Source organism: Candidatus Acididesulfobacter guangdongensis, assembly GCA_004195045.1.
GTDB lineage: Bacteria > SZUA-79 > SZUA-79 > Acidulodesulfobacterales > Acidulodesulfobacteraceae > Acididesulfobacter > Acididesulfobacter guangdongensis.
In genome coordinates, this window is record SGBC01000001.1 from 1 (window position 1) to 16,001 (window position 16,001).

Consider the following 16,001-nt stretch of genomic DNA (forward strand, 5'->3'; position numbering starts at 1 on the left):
ATTATTATACTATTACTTCCAGTCTTATCTTTATTTCTACTTTTATTTTTTATATTTGTATTTTGTTTAATCTTTTGCTGGGCGTAGCATCCCGCAAGTATTATTTTTTTCTTTTTATCTGTTATACTGGTCATTTTTTTTAAAAATAAAACCGACATTTTAGATGAATGTTCTTCGTTAAACCGGTTTATTAAATAGGTGATATTATCATTATCCAACGAAGAATTTTTCTTATTTTGAATATCTTTAATATGCAGTTCATCAAAATCTTTTATTATCTCTTTTTTAACTTTAGCTTCGTCAATTCTCGAAACTTCTATCGCCTTTCTTACGTTTTTTTTGGTTATTTTGCCTTGCAAATCGTTTTCTACGCTTAAAAGGGAAATCATATCGCTTATATGACTTTTGCTTTTACCGACAAGACTTGCTATATCCCTTATAGTTTTGTTTTTGTCTAAAAGTTTTTTATATGCCTTTGCAAGCTCTATGGGTTCTAATTCTTTTCTTTGCAGATTTTCTATAATCTGAATTATAAAAATATCTTCTTCCTTTATATCGTTTCTTATATTGGCTTTGATAGTTTTTAAGCCTAACTGTCTAAACGCCGCAAGCCTTCTTTCGCCGCATATAAGATTATAGTTGCCGCCACCGTCTTCTTTTACTACTATAGGTTCTAATAATCCGTGGGTCTTAATAGAATTCATAAGTTCGTCAAACTCTCTACCGCCTATATTTTCTCTTGGCTGCGAATATATTATTTTGACTTTTTCAGTTTCTATTTCGGTTTTATCGGTTTTATTTTCTTCGGCTTTTCCTCCGAGCCAAGACAAGGGATCTTTTAGTTCAAATTTTGCCATATTTACCTCCCGTAATTTCTTTGGCAAGGTCGATGTAGTCCGCCGCGCATTTAGAATTATTTTTGTAAGTATAAACCGTTTTACACATTGCTTGAGCTTCTTTTAATTTAGTATCCGTTCTAATAACCGTTTTAAACATTTTATCTCCAAGCTGAGGTTTTAAAACAGATTCATAAATTTGTTTAGATACGGAAAGTCTTTTATTATAGCCCACGGCTAAGTATCCCATTATTTCGAGATTATTATTGATTTTTGATTTCACTCTGTCAAAAGTATTCAAAAAATCCGAAAGGCCGTCCACGGCAAACTTTTCAAGAAGTATAGGCACTATTATCCGGTCTGAAGCGGCAAGGGCGTTAAGTGATATTAAACCTAAAGAAGGCGGGCAGTCGATTAAAATATAATCGTATTTGTCTTTTACGTCCTTAAGAGCGTCCTTTAAAATATATTCCCTGCCTATTTTCATAAAAATTTCAAGCTCTACGCCCGATAAAGAAATATTCGAAGGCACTAAATCAATGCCGTCAACGTTGATTACGACATCTTTTAATAACGCCTTTTCCATTAAAACCGCTGATATTGATTTTTCCGGTTCCACTCTTTCGGTTAAATGAAGCGTAGCGTTTGCCTGAGGGTCTAAATCTACGAGCAGTACTTTTTTTGAAGCCAGAGGCAAGGTTAAAGATTTTGAAAGATTAACAGCCGTCGTAGTTTTACCTACGCCGCCTTTCTGATTTACGATAGAAATAATCATAAAATCCCCTATTAAATTAACGTTGATTAAAAGTCCGCAATGCGAACTATTAAATAAATATCACTTTAATAAATCTTTGTCAATACAAAATTTATTGACAATGTCATTTTAATATGGTATTTATTAAAACATTATGAAAAAAATATTGATTTTTATTTTTATTTTGGCCTTATTTTTTACGGTAAGAAATACATTCGCTTATAATATAGGAGACCCTGATGCTAAAATAAAAATTATAGAATACTCCGATTATGAATGCCCCTATTGCAGAAAATTTGAACTCAATGTATTTCCTTATATTTATAAAAACTATATTAAAAGTGGCTATATAGATTGGGATTTTAGGGATTACCCGTTGGTAAATATTCATGCTTTCGCTTATAAGGCGGCGGTTATAGCCGACTGCTCAGGAAATAATTATATGGCGGTAAGGTATTATCTTTTTAAATATCAAAACGAATGGAAACAAACCGGAAATATATATAAAATATTAAAAAGATATATAAACATAAAGCCTGTGGAAACTTGCGTTAATACGAGATACTCTAAAAAGATAGTAGATAACGATTTAAGGCAAGCGTATAAATTGGGATTAAGAGCTACACCGAGTTTTGTTATTTATAAAAACGGCAAATATTTACAAACTATAAAAGGATATCATAATAGCAGTTTTTGGTATTTAACTTTAAATTTTCTGCTATCCGAAAAATAATTTCTTTAACCGCACCAATATGGAAGATACCCGGGCAAACCTCAATTTGTCCGGTTTTTTTGTCATTAATTTTATCGTCTTATACTCCACATGTCCTCAGTAGTTTTTTTTAAATAGAATACTTTTTGTCAACTTGATTATCTTTCCGTATAGTGCTATATTTTATTATATTGAGTTATTAATTTTTACATAGAGGTTTACGATGTCGGGCAAGGATTTAATAATTAATGAAATTGATAGATTGCCGGAAGAACTTCTTCCTGAAATATTGGATTTTATAAAATTTTTAGAAGTTAAAGAAGAACATACGATTCATTCTTCGCAGGTTCTTTCCGAAAGAATTTTTGAAAAGATATGGGATAACGCCGAGGATGCCGCATATGACGCCTTATAAAAAGGGCGATATAATTCTCGTCCCCTTTCCTTTTAGCGATCAAACATTTTCTAAAAAAAGACCCGCGGTCGTAATAAGTTCCGATGTTTACAATAGCCGTTATTTAGATATAATTATAATGGCTGTTACAAGCAATACCCAAAATCCCCTTAGAACCGGAGAGTGTCTTATCGAGGATTACGCTTCTGCCGGACTCCTAAAGCCTTCGGTTATTAAGTCCGCTATATCTTCGATAGATAAATCCCTGATTTTGAAAAAATTAGGGGCATTGTCATCCGGCGATTTAGATTTGTTAGATAAAACGCTAAAAGAATTACTATCCTTATAATCTATTATAGGATAGAATAAAAAAATATGATTAATTTATATAAATTTCCGCCTAAACGCCAAAAGGAAGTCAGTAATAGTTAATCATCGTTATTGTGTTGTAAATACATTCCTGCTGCTTTATCATCTAAATTTAAATATTTATTATCATTATCATCATTATGATTATTATGATTCCGTGCGTTTAATCTTTTATTTAGCTTATCAAGTTTAGGATATTTTCTTGTAAGTAAATTAATAATTCCTAATACAACACCAAATATAATAAAAGGTAAATAGCTCATTTTCTCTCTCCCTTTTCTTTCGCCTTTACCTCAAAGGCAATTAATTTACCGCCTCTATTCTCTTGATAGAGGCTCTTGATTTAATTATACAACTAAAATATTAAAAGTCAAATTAAAAGGCTTAAAAAGGCAAATACGAAAAGATTTTAAAATAAGCATTAATACAAGAAAAACAGTTGATTTTTTATAAAAAATCCTTTCATATTTGCGTTTTAAGGGCTTTGATTTTTCGTTTAGGTATAAAACGATTAATCTTTTTTGCTGCTCTTATTCCACACGTCGTCAACGGCCTTACGTAAAGTGCTTGGAACTAAATGCGAATACCTTTTCGTCATCTGCGTCGTTCTATGTCCCAGAAGTTCCCCTGTAATATAAAGCGACGTCCCGTCCATTACCATTTTACTTGCAAATACGTGTCTTAAGTCATGAATATGCATATCCTTAAATCCGGCATTTTTGCAAGCGGTATGGAAAGAATTCTTAAAATCGCCTAATTTAGCCCCGTTTTTATTAAATACATATAAACAGTCCTGTTTTTTTTCAATGCCACTCAAAAGAGCTTTTAATGGCTTACTTATAGGAATATACCTGTCGTATTTGGTCTTCGTTCCTTTTATCGCTATTACATCGTTCTGCATATCCACGTCGTCCCATTTGAGGTTAAGGGCTTCCCCTTTCCGGCAGCCTGAAAGGATTAAGAAAGTTATTAAGTCTTTAGTAAGTTTATTGGAAGCTCCATTAATCAATTTTAAGATATCTTCATCGGATAAAGTTTTTAACCTGGACAGCTCGTTAAGTTTTTTAACGCCGCCTGCCGGATTCTTTTCGATGAGTTCCTTTTCAATGCAGAAATTAAAAAAATTGGAAAGAATTAAAATTTCCTTGTTTAAATACGCAAAAGATATTTCAGATTCTCTTTTTCCGATATTTTTCGGCATGGCCATAATTTCTATTTTTCTTTTTAACTGATAATCCTTAATATTGGACTGCGTAATTTCCCCGATGTTTTTATCCTTAAAGGCGGGAATAAAATGTTTAGAAATCCACTCTTTAACTTCGACCGTTCCTTTCGAATTATTTAAAGAATTAAAATATTGCTCCCATGCAGTCAAAAAGGTATAATTATTTTTAACCGGCATGCTGAATTTTTTCCGGACCAAGTCGGCTTCAATTGTATTTGCGATTTGCTGAGCGAGTTTTTTGTTGTTGGTTTTGGTAGAGCCACGGTATCTGAGTCCGTCAAGACGGATTTGATACCAATAAATATCGCCTCTTTTGTAAATATTTGCCATATTTTAGCCGTAAAGTAATGTGGTCGTTTTTGTGTCCAAAATAAAAATATGATACGGTAAAATATAGCACTTTACGGACTAAAAAGGCAAGAAAAATTTTGAAATGAAAAACAGCAAAGTCTTGAAAGTGTTGATTTAGAATGATTTTTATACCATTGATTTATCTACCTTGACACGGTAGGGGTCGGCGGTTCGAGACCGCCCGTGCCTACCAGTGAAATCAAGTATTCAAAGCTTTTCAATTTCTTCTTTATAATCTACTGCAACGATTTTGCAACGGTCGTCTAAAATTTCAACTGCTTTCTTAATATGAGCTTGCGATAAATGAGAATATCTTAGGGTCATTTTTATATCTTTATGCCCTAAAAGCTCTTTAACGGTTGTTAAATCAATACCTTTCATTACTAATTGACTTGCGAATGTATGCCTTAGATCGTGAAAATGAAAGTCTATTATACGAGACTTCCTTAATGCAGTTGCAAAGCTCCGTTTATGGTTATCATACGGCTTTAAGGTTTTTTGATTAAAGAATACATAAGGAACGTCTATCCGTCTTACAATATCTATAAGAGTTTTAAATAAAGTATTATTTATCGGTATTTCCCGCCTTTCGCCGTTCTTTGTTATATCAAGCAAAATTATCCGGTTCTTTAAATCAACCCTATCCCAAGTCAACTGCAGAATTTCCGATTTTCTCATGCCGGTATTTAACGCCGTTATAACGATAGGTTTTAAATAGTTATCGCAGCTGTCAATTAAGCGCTCCGCCTCTTCGTCGGATAAATATCTTAAACGCTTATTTTCGCCTTTAAGCTGCTTTGCTTTCCGGACCCGCTTCAAATCTTCTTCGGTTATCATTTCCCAATCTAAAGCTTTATTATACATTGCTTTAAATACCGTTAATATCTTATTAATATAAGATATTTTATAATCGTTTTTTAGATAATCGCTCTGGAGCTGCTCCATGTCGTTAATTGAAATTTGATTTAATTTAAGTTTGCCGATTCTTTTTACAAGTATACCGATAATATAGCCTTTTACCTTAGCCCCTTTCTGTCTGCCGGACATCCATTCAATATACTTTCCTGACAAATCATCAAAAGTATAAGAACGTTCAATTTCTTTTTCTCTTATAGGCATAACGCCGTTAATAATTTCATTACGCCTGTTTAAAAAAATCTCTTCGGCAAACTTTTTATTTTTGGTTTTTGTCGACTCGTAAATACGCTGTCCGTTAAGCTGAAACTTCATAAAATAATAAGGGCTGTTTTTTCTTTTGAAAAGTCCCATGGTTATTTACCGCCTCCTTTAAGGGACTTTCCGCCTGTTCCCCTATTATACGGTTTAACTTCGCAAGTTTCAAGCCATACCATTACGGCGTCAACATCAAACTTGACGAGCCGTCCTAATTTATAGTGAGGAATTTTACGCGTAGATGTCCAGTCGTAAATAGTTTTAGGGCTTGTATCTAACATCTCCGCTATTTTTTCAATTCCGACTAATTTCATTGTTATGTCCTTATTATTTTTAGCGCCTGAATCGTTATTAAAGTCTATCTTATTAATCTTTAATAAATATATGTCTTTATTTCTTTTATGCCTTTAAAATGCGTTTACGGCATTTCTATTGTTCAGTATTTTTCTTAGCTCTATTTGAACGGGTCTTTGCTCTATCGTATATGTCCATAATGCCGGATATAAGGCTCCGATGTCTTCTTCTATTACTTCGGTTCTTTCATTTAATAAAGCCTGGGCTTTTAAAAGTCCCAAGCACCAAATCTGCCTTCTTTCGCTTATCACTATATTATTTAATTCTAAATTTTCAATCAAATCCGCAAATAATTCTTTTATTTTATTTTCTAAATGAATTTTTTTAACATCATTTTGCAATGTTAAAATATCATCTAAACTTACTTTTAAATCATTAGCGCAATAATCGTCTATGTTATAAAGTCTTAGCCTTTCTTCTTTTAGCCTTAATCTTTTCAGTTCATATCTCAATAAAAATCTATCGTATAAAGCTTCTAAAGAATCCCCCTGTCCGGGTTTTTCGTTTGAAGCTCCAAAAAAACTTATTAACGGAATTTTAAGTCTTCCCGGATTGTAATAAATCTTATCGCTCATTGCCAATAATAAACTTTGCAGCGTTTCTCCCTTCGCCTTAAAAAACTCATCGCCGAAAGCAATATGCGCCTCCGGCAAACGATATTCTATATTTCTAAGCATTCTGTCCAGGCTCTTTTCTTTTATGCTCCAATGCCCCATTATTTCTTCTTCGGTGGTTGAAGGCGTAAATAAGTATTCCCAATATTTTATTCCTTCTATATGGTCGCATACGCAATGCAAAACATGGCTTTTGGCAACTCCCGGAGGTCCCAAAAGCAATGCGTGTTTGCCTGTTGCTATTGCTAAAAATATACCGTCAATAATTTCCTGCCTTTTAATAAAATAATCATTAAGATTTTTCTTAATGTTTATAATTTTTTGTAAGTATTCCATATATTCTTTTTACCTTTTCCTTATATCTAAAGCCGTCGCCGTTATGATAATTTTGCACGCCCTGCCAAATCCCGTTGGCTTGATAATGTTTTAAAATAAATGCTCCAGCAAGTATATTTATTTTAGAAGTTAATAAATTTCCTATCGATAAATTTAGTCTTTTACCCCAAAAATTATAATTAACCTGCATTAATCCGATATCTACGCTATAATTTTTTTTAATATAATATCGTGCGATATATATTGCTTCCTGTTTTGATTTAGGATATACCGCATTTCCGTTTATATCTAAAGCGTATGGATTTAAACCGCTTTCTACGTATGCAATTGATACTAATATTTTATAATTTGTTCCCGTAAGCGTTCCAGCCGTTTTAAATATATTGCCCGCTATTGATTCTCTTGCCGTAAATATTAAAATAGAGCCTATTAAGATTAATTGAATAACAAAATATATCTTAATATTATTTAGAGCCTTAAATCGCATTTCAGAACGTTTATTCTTCTTCATCGCTTGAGTTTTTCTTTTTTCTGTATGGGTGAAATTTATGCTGATTTGCATTTTCGGCGGCGTGTCTTGCCGCTCCCTTTTTTTTACTTGCTATATCTCTTGTAGCCTGAAGGGTTCCTCTTCTCGCCATTTTAGCGCCTATCCCTCCCATAAGACCGCCGCCGGTTATGCCTGCCGCTCCTAATGCCGCCGCCGTTCCGCCGGTTATTACCATTGTCGTTGCCGCACTCGCTATCGAACCCAAAGCCCCCATTCCGCCTTTATAAAGTTTTCCTGTAAGCATAGGGGCAAGTATAACAAGAACGATAAATAAAACAAGTATCGCAGCCATTACAATCGGATCTGTATTAGTTAATGAAGGAAAATCTATGTATGTACTTATTAACGTGTTTAATATTTGATATAAAATAGCAAGAGTAATAAGCCATGACATTATTTCTATCGTATCTCTTATCCAAGCCTTTAAAAGAGGTCTTAGAGGCGGTATTATGCTTAAAGATATTACTATAGGTCCTATTAAATACATAAAGGCAAGCAGTAAAAATCTGAGCCATTCGATTATCCATGCCGCTAATCCCGCAATAGCCGCAGCCAAAGCACCAAGTATGAGATTTAAATTTAAATCCCATATGCTTATTTTCGGAGAGGTTTCGCTGAATAAAGTCTTAAAGAACTCGCTCACCTCGTTAGCCGGCATAATAGCCGTGGCTATACCATGAATTACCGCTTCAAGCCAATTCCAGACCACATTATACATAACAAGCAAAGATATAATGAATATCATATAAAAGATTTCTTTCATATATCCGCCTTCTTCATTCAAATATAACCTTATAGCCATAGCAAACAAAAATATCAAAAATGCAAAAGGTATTATTGTTTTTTCTAAAGGGACAATATTGCTATTCATTAAAGTTTGGAATGTAGCCGGTATTGTTGAAGCCGTTCCTATTTTAGGATACTTCGTTATAATGTTGGTCTGTCCTGTATCTGCAAAAGCCGTCCCCGCTCCCGCCGTTATAGATATAAATAATATTATTAAAACAAATATTTTTTTCATAATTACCACCCTGCCGCTAAACTTGTAGCCAATGACTGATTAGTTTCCATATCGGTCTTTTGCTGATATGTCGCTTTCTGTGAATCTCTTAACCGCCTTGCCGTCTCCGCTGCATTAGCCTGATTCTGAACCGCCTGATTTTGCAGTATTTCGCTTAAAAGTTCTATGATTTTTCCGTTTGCGCTTGCCGTTAATCTTTCTGCGTCAAGTCCGTTTGCTTTTGTTGCTTCCTGTGAAATTAAATGTCCCGCCGTCGTTGCCGTCTGCGCTTCTTTTGAGTCTAAAGCCGCCGTTGAAGATTCGCTATTGATTGCGGATTCTTCTATCTGCTGCGTGTCCTGCGCCGTCGAGTTTACTCCAAGAGCGGAGTCCCACGGATTAGCCGCATTTAAATCGCTATTGCCGAGACCGTTGACATAATTTACAAGACTATTATCCAAACTTGCGTTCGGAGTTCCTGTCGGCACACTCGGTATAAACTGCTTATAATTTTGCAAAAAGCTGTCCATTCCGTCCAAACTTTTCAAATTCTGAATAAAGCCCGTGGCGGTGTAATAATAATTTTGATAAGTTTGAAATTGATTATATGCCGCCATAGCCTCCTTAACTGCGTCCGCATTCCTTACATCTTGCAATGCGGTTTGAATTTTAGTATTGATTGCCTGAACTTCGGTATTAGCTGCCGTTGCCGTTGTTTCAACATCAGTAGCTATTGACTGCGGATTAGGCACTGACAAAACCGCTAATTGAGCATTAGCTTTTTTAACCGGCATTATCAGCATTCCTGCGATTAATAAAATAATCATACTTAATTTTTTCATCGTTGTCCTCCATAATTATTTTTAATTTAATTATTTTTTAAAATTATTTGCTTTTGCCTTTCTCCCCCTTTGCTAAGGGGGCTGGGGGTTAGGGCTTGGTGAAAAAAAGATTTAGCCCGTCGCCGTAAGTTTTTCAATAGCCCTTTACCTGTGAAAATCGGCTTTTTGATTTTCATCAGGCGTCCATAGATTTATCAATAGCGGTTTTTTGCTGTTGATTAATCTGTGGACGGGGCTGTTGAAAAACTTTTTATATTAAAAGCTACGCAGGGTATGATTCTTCTAATTTTAATTGCTTAAATATTTTTTTTACGCCCGTCAGTTCTTCAAAATATATTTACTTATTATAATTTCAATAAAAATTAAAAATAACGGCAATGTTATAAATAAATATTCCTGTAATGTTTCCACTTTTAAAATCTTAAAATAAATTCCTGTTTTTACCGGATAAAAAGGTTTTTCTTCCTGAAAATTTAAAGTGTCTAAAGCTATATGCGATAATAATGCTAAAAATATTATTAGCGCATATATTTTACTGTAATGAAAATGCGATAATATAAAATAGCTTATAACCGTTAAACAAAATGCAAATAAAAGCGTGTGTGTAATTCCTCTATGTTTAAATAAATGCCAATTCCAATCTTTGCCCTCTCCAAATAATTTTATGTCTATGTCGGGGAGTCCTCCGGCAATTGCCCCTATTATTATTCCGTATTTACAAACTAACCCTCCTATTACCGCTCCGCCGAGCATATGCGTTATTCTTGTCATTTTATAACTCTCTCAGCGTAAAATGTCCTTTCGGATATTTTCTTGCTAAATTATATAAAAGCTCCGCTTTTGAATTAACATTGTTAAACTCTTCTTTTAAAAGGTTGTCGTTTTTGTTGTTAGTGCATATCCAGTAATCTACGCTTGAAGGTTCTATCTTTAAAATAACAGAATTGCCGCCATATTTCATAAAAGCCTGCGAGTAATAGCCGGGCCTTGATTTTAACTCGGATATTACTACCGTTTCCCTGTCATTCATACCAAATCTTTCTATCACATCAATGCCGTCTTCTACATTAAGAAAAATCTTAATAAAAGTATTATTCATTATTGCGTCTGCCGCAGGGTGTTTTATAAAATCTTTAGGGCTTTGCGATATGGTTGTTATATCTAAATTATATTTTCCGCCCATTCTATATAAATCCGCTATCATCTTAGCCGCTATTTTATTAAGTCCAAATTCGTGAAATTCGTCTAAGACAACTTGATAGCGCCCCTTCTTTTTATTCTGCATTTTTCTTAAGACCATAAAATTAATCGTAAAAAATACCACGTCTCTAAGTTTAGGGTGCGCTTTTAAAAGACTTAAATCAAAACTTACAATTCTATTATTAATATTAAGTCCTCCTTTTGAATTTAATATTTTTGAATACATTCCGCTTGTCCAATAGTGCAAAGCTTTTCCTAATATTCTTGCCTGTTTTGCGTCATCATTGTCCCGCCCTTTATATTCAAACATTTCCGTTTCTACATTTGATAAAATCGGCATATCGTTATCGTCTATATTGTCGTAAGCATAAATTATGCACTTTTCAATTATATTTAATTCATTTTTAGTTAATTCTTCCCCTTTTTCGCTTGTAAGAAGTTCAATAATCGTCGCTAAAAATTGAATTGTGTCAGAATCATAATTATCGCCTTTGATAATTTCATTTTTAACCGGAAATAAATTTAAACTGTCTGTTTCTAAATTTACCTGAAAATAAGAACCTTCAAAAATTTCAGTAAGAAATTTATAATCCGGTCCGATATCTATTGTCGTAAGTTCATTATCGCTATTACTCATTAAGAAGTTTGTCAGCAAATAAATACTTAAAAAAGACTTTCCTTTGCGGGTGCTTCCGGCTATTATTTTATGCTTTGCGTTCAAATCTCTGTCGTCAAAATCGAAATTAATCAAATCATCATTGTCGGTTTTAAGCAGCGTCTGTAAATTATCCGTCCCTTTCCAGTTCTGCCACATCGGAAGCCACATAGCCAAAGCGTCGGTTTTAAAAACAAAGGTTAATTTATTTAAATTTCCGTGTCCGGGCAAAAAACTTAAAAACAATCTTTCGTGATCGCTGTCAAATTTTATTGCCTGCGCATTGGATAATTTTGTGAAAGACTGTATTGCCGCCTCTATTTTTGAACTTAAATTGCTGTATATTTTATCTTTTATAATTACGCATATGCTGACATTGAAAAGTTTTTGCGTTGAGCTTTGCATTTCTTTCAATAAAGAGTCTTGCTCGTCAAATTTATTCTGCGCTTCATAATTATTGTTACTTGTTTTTAAAATCAAATCGCTCTGTTTTACCTTCCTTTTTAATTTGTTCAACTCATTTTCCATAATAGGCACGTCGATTGCAACTTGCAGACTGTAAGTAAAAGGCAATTCCATTATAGTTTTTAGATCCGTTATCATTGCAGATTCAGGCGGCACTTTCATATTTACCGCTACGCAATAATAACCGTCTATAAAAAAATAGCTCCATGAGGGTTTTGCCGGCGAAAATGCAATTTGTTCTCTTGTGGTTAATTCAGGATTAAATCTTTTCGGAGCGTTTATAATATTTTTTCTTTCCGGATTTAAATGACTATATACATAGTCTATCAGGTCTTCATCGGTCAATCTTTCATACTCTGCTTTCATAGACGCAAAATATTCTTTAGTTCTGTTTAATATTATATTTAATTCCGTTAAAGTATTTTCTCTTTCTTCTTCCGCTATTTTCTTATAGTTGTTAAATTTTACGGACATATCCATAAAATCTTTTTTAAAACCGTTTCTTTTCAGCGTTATAAAAAAATAAATATTTACCTTCCTTATTTTTTGATTTCTTAAAGCCTCTAATTTTGAATTAAAAATTAATTTTTCAATTTCTGTTTCAGGTTGCATATTTTCATATAGTCTAATCATTTTTTCATTGCCGTCGTCTACATCGTAAATTATCTGAACCTTTAATTTTTCGGTTAGATTATTAAGCATGCTTCTGACGCCCGCTACAATGTCGGTAGCTTCATTTTCATCTACTAAAAATATATTTTTCCCAGCAATTTTAAAACCTGCCGTATAATCTTCGTTAAGTCCTACAATGCAATTGTCCTCTATACTCCAGATGTTGATTTTATTGTAGAAGCTTTTTAACCCTTTCTGTTCTTTAGCTTTTTTCACTGTTTGTTTGCCCTCTGTTATCTTTATATAATCTAAATCTTTATTAGCTAACGTATAAGCTTTATTGCTTCCTAAATAATAAAATAAATTAGAAGTGTAGTTCGGCGGTTTGTTAAATTTAAATATTCTGAGTCCCGCATAACAAACCGCCACTATCGCTAAATTTAAAAAGGTATTCTGAGATATTGAAAAGGCTATCCCGAAAACCGCCCCCACTAAAAATAAATCCGTTATCTCAAGACCTAAGAATTTAGGTCTTACAGCTAAACTTCTTTCAACATTTACCTGAATAAGCGGCATTTATACTCCTTTAAATTCATAAATTTCTATTTCATTTATAAGTCTTGAAGATGTAATATCGGAAAAATTATTTTTTAAAAATCTTTTTACCGCTATTAAATCTTTATTTTGATTCTGATATATTTTTTTTAAAGTTTCACATTCTATATGCGATAAGATTTCTTTGTTGTAAATATCTAATATATAATCTTCAAAGTTCATTGCTCCTCCTCTGCTTCCGCCTCTCCGTTAAATAAATCGGATTTATTATATAGCCATTCGGCAATTTCAATAACGCTTCCCGCTTTTTTAACATGATTAATAGGAAACCATTCCGCTTCTTCCGTTTCGCTGTTCTTAATTAAAATCCCTTTTTCCGTTTCATGCTCAACCTCAAATTTTCCGTCCAATTTTACATACTCGTTAGATTTTTGCTTGTCTTTCAAATTGAATTTAGACATTGCCGTTCTCCTAATTTAAATTTAATTTAACTTTATCGTTTTTTTTAATACCGTATTCTTCCGCTATTCCCGCATTAACTTCTAAAACTCTGTTTACAAGGGTATCGGAATAGTATTTTTTGCAATTTTTAGTTGCGCATACAGGTAGATTTTTATAAATATTAACTACTCTGTTATTTAGAATATAAATACAGTCGATAGGCATTAGCATATTCTTCATCCAGATTGCCACTTTTGCCGGCGGCATAATCATCAATAGCCCTGTATTTTTATCTAAATGCCTGATAAACATTAAGCCTAAAATCCACTCTTTAGGCTTGTTTGCTATTAAAACATTAGCACTAAAAGTCTTTTGTCCGTATATTGTTATTTTACTTGCCCTATAAGCATAAGCAGTGTTTATGCTTATGCTTATAGAAAATATTATCAAAATTATATATTTCATCTATTAAATCCGTTTAAAAATATTAATTTTATTGTTTTTCCCGCTTTTACGGTTATAGTAGTTTTATTATTAGCCTGCGCATTTGCAAGACTGTTTGCCGCCTGATTGGTTAAAGACGAGCCTGCCGCATATTTTAGCTGGTCATTCATCGAATAGGGATTAGAATTATTTCCTCCAAAGAATAAACTTCCGAGTCCTAACACCGCTTCCCCTACTCCTTCTAATGTGTCTGCGAGCGCTGGCGAGTTTACCTGTCCCTTTATGCCTGCGCTGCCGTTATTTGATAGCGCAAGTGCATTAATATTGTAAGTTTCGCCGTTCGGATATACTGCCTGCGAAAATGCGATATTAACTCTATCCTGTGAATGAATCGTCGATACCGTTCCTAAAAATATTGTTCCCGCAGGCATAACAAGTTTATGGTTCTCCGTATATATACTTTGAAGAAGCTTTGCTTTGGCGGGAGCTTTCGTATTATAAGAAAAGACTGCCGTTGTAAGTTCTGCGTATGCCGTAGTTCCCGGCGGTATTCCGTTAAAATACGATATTATATTTTTTTTAGTTTTTTCCGTTAAAGACGTTTTAAGAAGTTTAGGCAATTTTTTCTTATAAATAAATACCGTCATTTTAGAATTTAATTTAGCTTTTTTTAATTTGATTTTTTCTTTCTGTTTATTAATTTCCTTGATTTTATGTTTTGCTTCTATCTTTGCGATTGCGATATTCCTTTTTTGTATCTTCTGCCTGAAAGATAAAAGGTAATTTTTTAAGTTTTTATTTACCTTCTTTGTTTGCGCCTGTTTTTTAATAATAGGCGTTTCTTGAGATTCACCTTTTTTAGCAAGTCCCATAAGCTGGCTGAAAATATAAATTGCAAATACTACTACCGCAAACCCGAATAATACGATTATTAAAGTTTTTTGTTTTTTAGTATTTTTTATATTTTTTTCTGTTTCTTCAGGCGGCGTCTGCTCTATATTATTATTTCCCATTTTTTACCCCCTGTATTTTTTTATTTAATGTTCCTGCCGAAGATATTACAGGCAAGCCTTCTAATTTATCTGCTTTAATCCCAAGTTTATATTGTTCCGTTTTATTTAATTTATGATTATTTATGTTGCTATTGCTATAAGCACAACCTGCCATAATAGCCATTGTGCCTGCAATTGAAAGCATAAGAAGGATTTTTTTAATAATTGTCATTAGAATTGTTTCCTCCTTCCCCTAAACTATTAAAACTAAATTTCTTAATAATTTTATTTTCGCTAAATAATAAAGTTAAATTAACCGGCTGAGCTTTTTTAGCTTTAAAAATTATAAGTCCTGTTTTAATAGTTAAGGGCTTAAATGTTTTATTTATGAGGTTTGACTTATAAATCGGCAAAATATGTCCGCTATATCTTGTATTTTCATTTAAAAACAAAAACGGTTCGGAAGAATTATTTATAATTTTATAACTTATATAATCGTATCCGTCTGCTCTTGAAATGAAATTTATTTTTACTTTAAACTTGCCGTTTAAAGCGGTTTGCGATTGATTTATTTTTACTTTATTTATTTTTAGCATTAATCCTAAAACAAATCTTTTATCGCCTGTGATTTTTTCTTTTAATTTTGCCAGTCTTTCAAACTTACCATGGTATATCTTCTGCAATTTTGCTTCTTTTATTCTTAATTTTCTATCAAAAGCGTTTTTTACATAAGTTCCTGACCACGGAGATTTTACAAAAATTATAAAATCCGCCATTTTTGCCGTTCCGGATATTATCCTGTATGAAAACTTTAAATTTTTTGTCAATATTACAAGGTCTGTTTCCGCTCCTATTTTATATGTAATAGGTTTTATCACTATATCTTTACCGTATGCGCTCGCTCTAAAGTTTGAGGTATTTCCTAAAAATACCTTTAAAGCTTTAGAAGGTAGTATTATTGTAGTAAGATAACCCGGAGCGGTATAAATCGTATGTACTAAATTATGATAAGCAAATGTTTTTCCGATTCTTCCTGAATAAACATATTTAATACTTTTGGCGTAAGCATTCGTAGTTAAAGCAAAAAATGCTATTAAAAATGTTAAAATAACCTTTTTCATACAATC

21 protein-coding genes are annotated in these 16,001 nt (G+C 33.0%); 3 read left to right on the forward strand and 18 right to left on the reverse strand.

Annotated features, from left to right (window positions below; all coding sequences use genetic code 11):
• Together EVJ46_00005 and EVJ46_00010 are read right to left on the reverse strand one after the other, a co-directional pair.
• Positions 1-857, reverse strand: an 857-nt coding sequence (locus EVJ46_00005) for a ParB/RepB/Spo0J family partition protein (protein RZD16659.1), incomplete at its 3' end; no start/stop codon positions are given.
• Complete coding sequence (locus tag EVJ46_00010; protein RZD16660.1) at positions 844-1,611, reverse strand: ParA family protein; 768 nt, start codon at positions 1,609-1,611, stop codon at positions 844-846. The genes EVJ46_00010 and EVJ46_00005, both read right to left, overlap by 14 nt.
• Before the next feature lie 133 nt (positions 1,612-1,744).
• On the opposite strand from EVJ46_00010, the gene EVJ46_00015 reads away from it, so the two are divergent.
• The 3 genes from EVJ46_00015 (at position 1,745) to EVJ46_00025 (ending at position 3,045) form a co-directional block, all read left to right on the forward strand.
• Positions 1,745-2,323: a hypothetical protein gene (locus EVJ46_00015; protein ID RZD16661.1), complete on the forward strand. Its 579-nt coding sequence runs from the start codon at positions 1,745-1,747 to the stop codon at positions 2,321-2,323.
• A 202-nt stretch (positions 2,324-2,525) separates the two neighbouring features.
• Positions 2,526-2,717, forward strand: coding sequence for a DUF2281 domain-containing protein (locus EVJ46_00020; protein ID RZD16662.1), 192 nt, complete (start codon positions 2,526-2,528; stop codon positions 2,715-2,717).
• Positions 2,704-3,045 carry a type II toxin-antitoxin system PemK/MazF family toxin gene (locus tag EVJ46_00025; GenBank protein RZD16663.1) on the forward strand — a complete coding sequence of 114 codons (342 nt, stop codon included), beginning with the start codon at positions 2,704-2,706 and terminating at the stop codon, positions 3,043-3,045. Before EVJ46_00020 ends, EVJ46_00025 begins: the two co-directional genes overlap by 14 nt.
• A 79-nt stretch (positions 3,046-3,124) precedes the next feature.
• On the opposite strand, the gene EVJ46_00030 is transcribed toward EVJ46_00025, so the two are convergent.
• The 16 genes from EVJ46_00030 to EVJ46_00105 all read right to left on the reverse strand — a co-directional run bounded on the left by EVJ46_00030 (position 3,125) and on the right by EVJ46_00105 (position 15,995).
• The gene (locus tag EVJ46_00030; GenBank protein RZD16664.1) at positions 3,125-3,328 is read right to left on the reverse strand and encodes a hypothetical protein; all 204 of its coding nucleotides are present in this window, start codon (positions 3,326-3,328) and stop codon (positions 3,125-3,127) included.
• Positions 3,329-3,576: 248 nt separating this feature from the next.
• Positions 3,577-4,620, reverse strand: a complete 1,044-nt coding sequence (locus EVJ46_00035) for a site-specific integrase (protein ID RZD16665.1) — start codon at positions 4,618-4,620, stop codon at positions 3,577-3,579.
• Between the two features lie 228 nt (positions 4,621-4,848).
• Positions 4,849-5,910 carry a site-specific integrase gene (locus EVJ46_00040; protein ID RZD16666.1) on the reverse strand — a complete coding sequence of 354 codons (1,062 nt, stop codon included), beginning with the start codon at positions 5,908-5,910 and terminating at the stop codon, positions 4,849-4,851.
• A 2-nt stretch (positions 5,911-5,912) separates the two neighbouring features.
• Positions 5,913-6,128, reverse strand: a complete 216-nt coding sequence (locus EVJ46_00045) for a DNA-binding protein (protein ID RZD16667.1) — start codon at positions 6,126-6,128, stop codon at positions 5,913-5,915.
• A 93-nt stretch (positions 6,129-6,221) separates the two neighbouring features.
• Positions 6,222-7,118, reverse strand: coding sequence for a MoxR family ATPase (locus EVJ46_00050; protein RZD16668.1), 897 nt, complete (start codon positions 7,116-7,118; stop codon positions 6,222-6,224).
• A complete protein-coding gene (locus tag EVJ46_00055; GenBank protein RZD16669.1) occupies positions 7,087-7,680 on the reverse strand; it encodes a hypothetical protein in 594 nt (197 codons plus the stop codon). Before EVJ46_00055 ends, EVJ46_00050 begins: the two co-directional genes overlap by 32 nt.
• Positions 7,616-8,689, reverse strand: coding sequence for a hypothetical protein (locus tag EVJ46_00060; protein ID RZD16670.1), 1,074 nt, complete (start codon positions 8,687-8,689; stop codon positions 7,616-7,618). Before EVJ46_00060 ends, EVJ46_00055 begins: the two co-directional genes overlap by 65 nt.
• A gap of 2 nt (positions 8,690-8,691) precedes the next feature.
• Positions 8,692-9,510 carry a hypothetical protein gene (locus EVJ46_00065; GenBank protein RZD16671.1) on the reverse strand — a complete coding sequence of 273 codons (819 nt, stop codon included), beginning with the start codon at positions 9,508-9,510 and terminating at the stop codon, positions 8,692-8,694.
• Positions 9,511-9,828: 318 nt separating this feature from the next.
• Positions 9,829-10,281, reverse strand: coding sequence for a metal-dependent hydrolase (locus tag EVJ46_00070; protein ID RZD16672.1), 453 nt, complete (start codon positions 10,279-10,281; stop codon positions 9,829-9,831).
• A gap of 1 nt (position 10,282) precedes the next feature.
• Complete coding sequence (locus tag EVJ46_00075) at positions 10,283-13,018, reverse strand: hypothetical protein (GenBank protein ID RZD16673.1); 2,736 nt, start codon at positions 13,016-13,018, stop codon at positions 10,283-10,285.
• Positions 13,019-13,219 carry a hypothetical protein gene (locus EVJ46_00080; protein RZD16674.1) on the reverse strand — a complete coding sequence of 67 codons (201 nt, stop codon included), beginning with the start codon at positions 13,217-13,219 and terminating at the stop codon, positions 13,019-13,021.
• The gene (locus EVJ46_00085; protein ID RZD16675.1) at positions 13,216-13,458 is read right to left on the reverse strand and encodes a hypothetical protein; all 243 of its coding nucleotides are present in this window, start codon (positions 13,456-13,458) and stop codon (positions 13,216-13,218) included. Before EVJ46_00085 ends, EVJ46_00080 begins: the two co-directional genes overlap by 4 nt.
• Before the next feature lie 10 nt (positions 13,459-13,468).
• The gene (locus EVJ46_00090) at positions 13,469-13,903 is read right to left on the reverse strand and encodes a DUF192 domain-containing protein (protein ID RZD16676.1); all 435 of its coding nucleotides are present in this window, start codon (positions 13,901-13,903) and stop codon (positions 13,469-13,471) included.
• On the reverse strand, positions 13,900-14,895 hold the full coding sequence (locus EVJ46_00095) for a TrbI/VirB10 family protein (GenBank protein ID RZD16677.1): 996 nt from the start codon (positions 14,893-14,895) through the stop codon (positions 13,900-13,902). The genes EVJ46_00090 and EVJ46_00095 overlap by 4 nt, the downstream gene beginning before the upstream one ends.
• Entirely contained in the window at positions 14,885-15,106 is a 222-nt protein-coding gene (locus tag EVJ46_00100; GenBank protein RZD16678.1) for a hypothetical protein, read from the reverse strand. The genes EVJ46_00095 and EVJ46_00100 overlap by 11 nt, the downstream gene beginning before the upstream one ends.
• Positions 15,093-15,995: a hypothetical protein gene (locus tag EVJ46_00105; protein ID RZD16679.1), complete on the reverse strand. Its 903-nt coding sequence runs from the start codon at positions 15,993-15,995 to the stop codon at positions 15,093-15,095. Before EVJ46_00105 ends, EVJ46_00100 begins: the two co-directional genes overlap by 14 nt.
• Between the last annotated feature and the right edge of the window lie 6 nt (positions 15,996-16,001).

Excerpts from the sequence above, each read along its gene's own strand:
- EVJ46_00075 (RZD16673.1), bottom strand. The coding sequence starts at position 13,018 with ATGCCGCTTATTCAGGTAAATGTTGAAAGAAGTTTAGCTGTAAGACCT.
- EVJ46_00015 (RZD16661.1), top strand. The coding sequence starts at position 1,745 with ATGAAAAAAATATTGATTTTTATTTTTATTTTGGCCTTATTTTTTACG.
- EVJ46_00055 (RZD16669.1), bottom strand. The coding sequence starts at position 7,680 with ATGCAAATCAGCATAAATTTCACCCATACAGAAAAAAGAAAAACTCAA.
- EVJ46_00020 (RZD16662.1), top strand. The coding sequence starts at position 2,526 with ATGTCGGGCAAGGATTTAATAATTAATGAAATTGATAGATTGCCGGAA.
- EVJ46_00080 (RZD16674.1), bottom strand. The coding sequence starts at position 13,219 with ATGAACTTTGAAGATTATATATTAGATATTTACAACAAAGAAATCTTA.
- EVJ46_00025 (RZD16663.1), top strand. The coding sequence starts at position 2,704 with ATGACGCCTTATAAAAAGGGCGATATAATTCTCGTCCCCTTTCCTTTT.
- EVJ46_00060 (RZD16670.1), bottom strand. The coding sequence starts at position 8,689 with ATGAAAAAAATATTTGTTTTAATAATATTATTTATATCTATAACGGCG.
- EVJ46_00050 (RZD16668.1), bottom strand. The coding sequence starts at position 7,118 with ATGGAATACTTACAAAAAATTATAAACATTAAGAAAAATCTTAATGAT.
- EVJ46_00040 (RZD16666.1), bottom strand. The coding sequence starts at position 5,910 with ATGGGACTTTTCAAAAGAAAAAACAGCCCTTATTATTTTATGAAGTTT.
- EVJ46_00010 (RZD16660.1), bottom strand. The coding sequence starts at position 1,611 with ATGATTATTTCTATCGTAAATCAGAAAGGCGGCGTAGGTAAAACTACG.
- EVJ46_00035 (RZD16665.1), bottom strand. The coding sequence starts at position 4,620 with ATGGCAAATATTTACAAAAGAGGCGATATTTATTGGTATCAAATCCGT.
- EVJ46_00095 (RZD16677.1), bottom strand. The coding sequence starts at position 14,895 with ATGGGAAATAATAATATAGAGCAGACGCCGCCTGAAGAAACAGAAAAA.
- EVJ46_00065 (RZD16671.1), bottom strand. The coding sequence starts at position 9,510 with ATGAAAAAATTAAGTATGATTATTTTATTAATCGCAGGAATGCTGATA.
- EVJ46_00030 (RZD16664.1), bottom strand. The coding sequence starts at position 3,328 with ATGAGCTATTTACCTTTTATTATATTTGGTGTTGTATTAGGAATTATT.
- EVJ46_00085 (RZD16675.1), bottom strand. The coding sequence starts at position 13,458 with ATGTCTAAATTCAATTTGAAAGACAAGCAAAAATCTAACGAGTATGTA.
- EVJ46_00105 (RZD16679.1), bottom strand. The coding sequence starts at position 15,995 with ATGAAAAAGGTTATTTTAACATTTTTAATAGCATTTTTTGCTTTAACT.
- EVJ46_00070 (RZD16672.1), bottom strand. The coding sequence starts at position 10,281 with ATGACAAGAATAACGCATATGCTCGGCGGAGCGGTAATAGGAGGGTTA.
- EVJ46_00045 (RZD16667.1), bottom strand. The coding sequence starts at position 6,128 with ATGAAATTAGTCGGAATTGAAAAAATAGCGGAGATGTTAGATACAAGC.
- EVJ46_00100 (RZD16678.1), bottom strand. The coding sequence starts at position 15,106 with ATGACAATTATTAAAAAAATCCTTCTTATGCTTTCAATTGCAGGCACA.
- EVJ46_00090 (RZD16676.1), bottom strand. The coding sequence starts at position 13,903 with ATGAAATATATAATTTTGATAATATTTTCTATAAGCATAAGCATAAAC.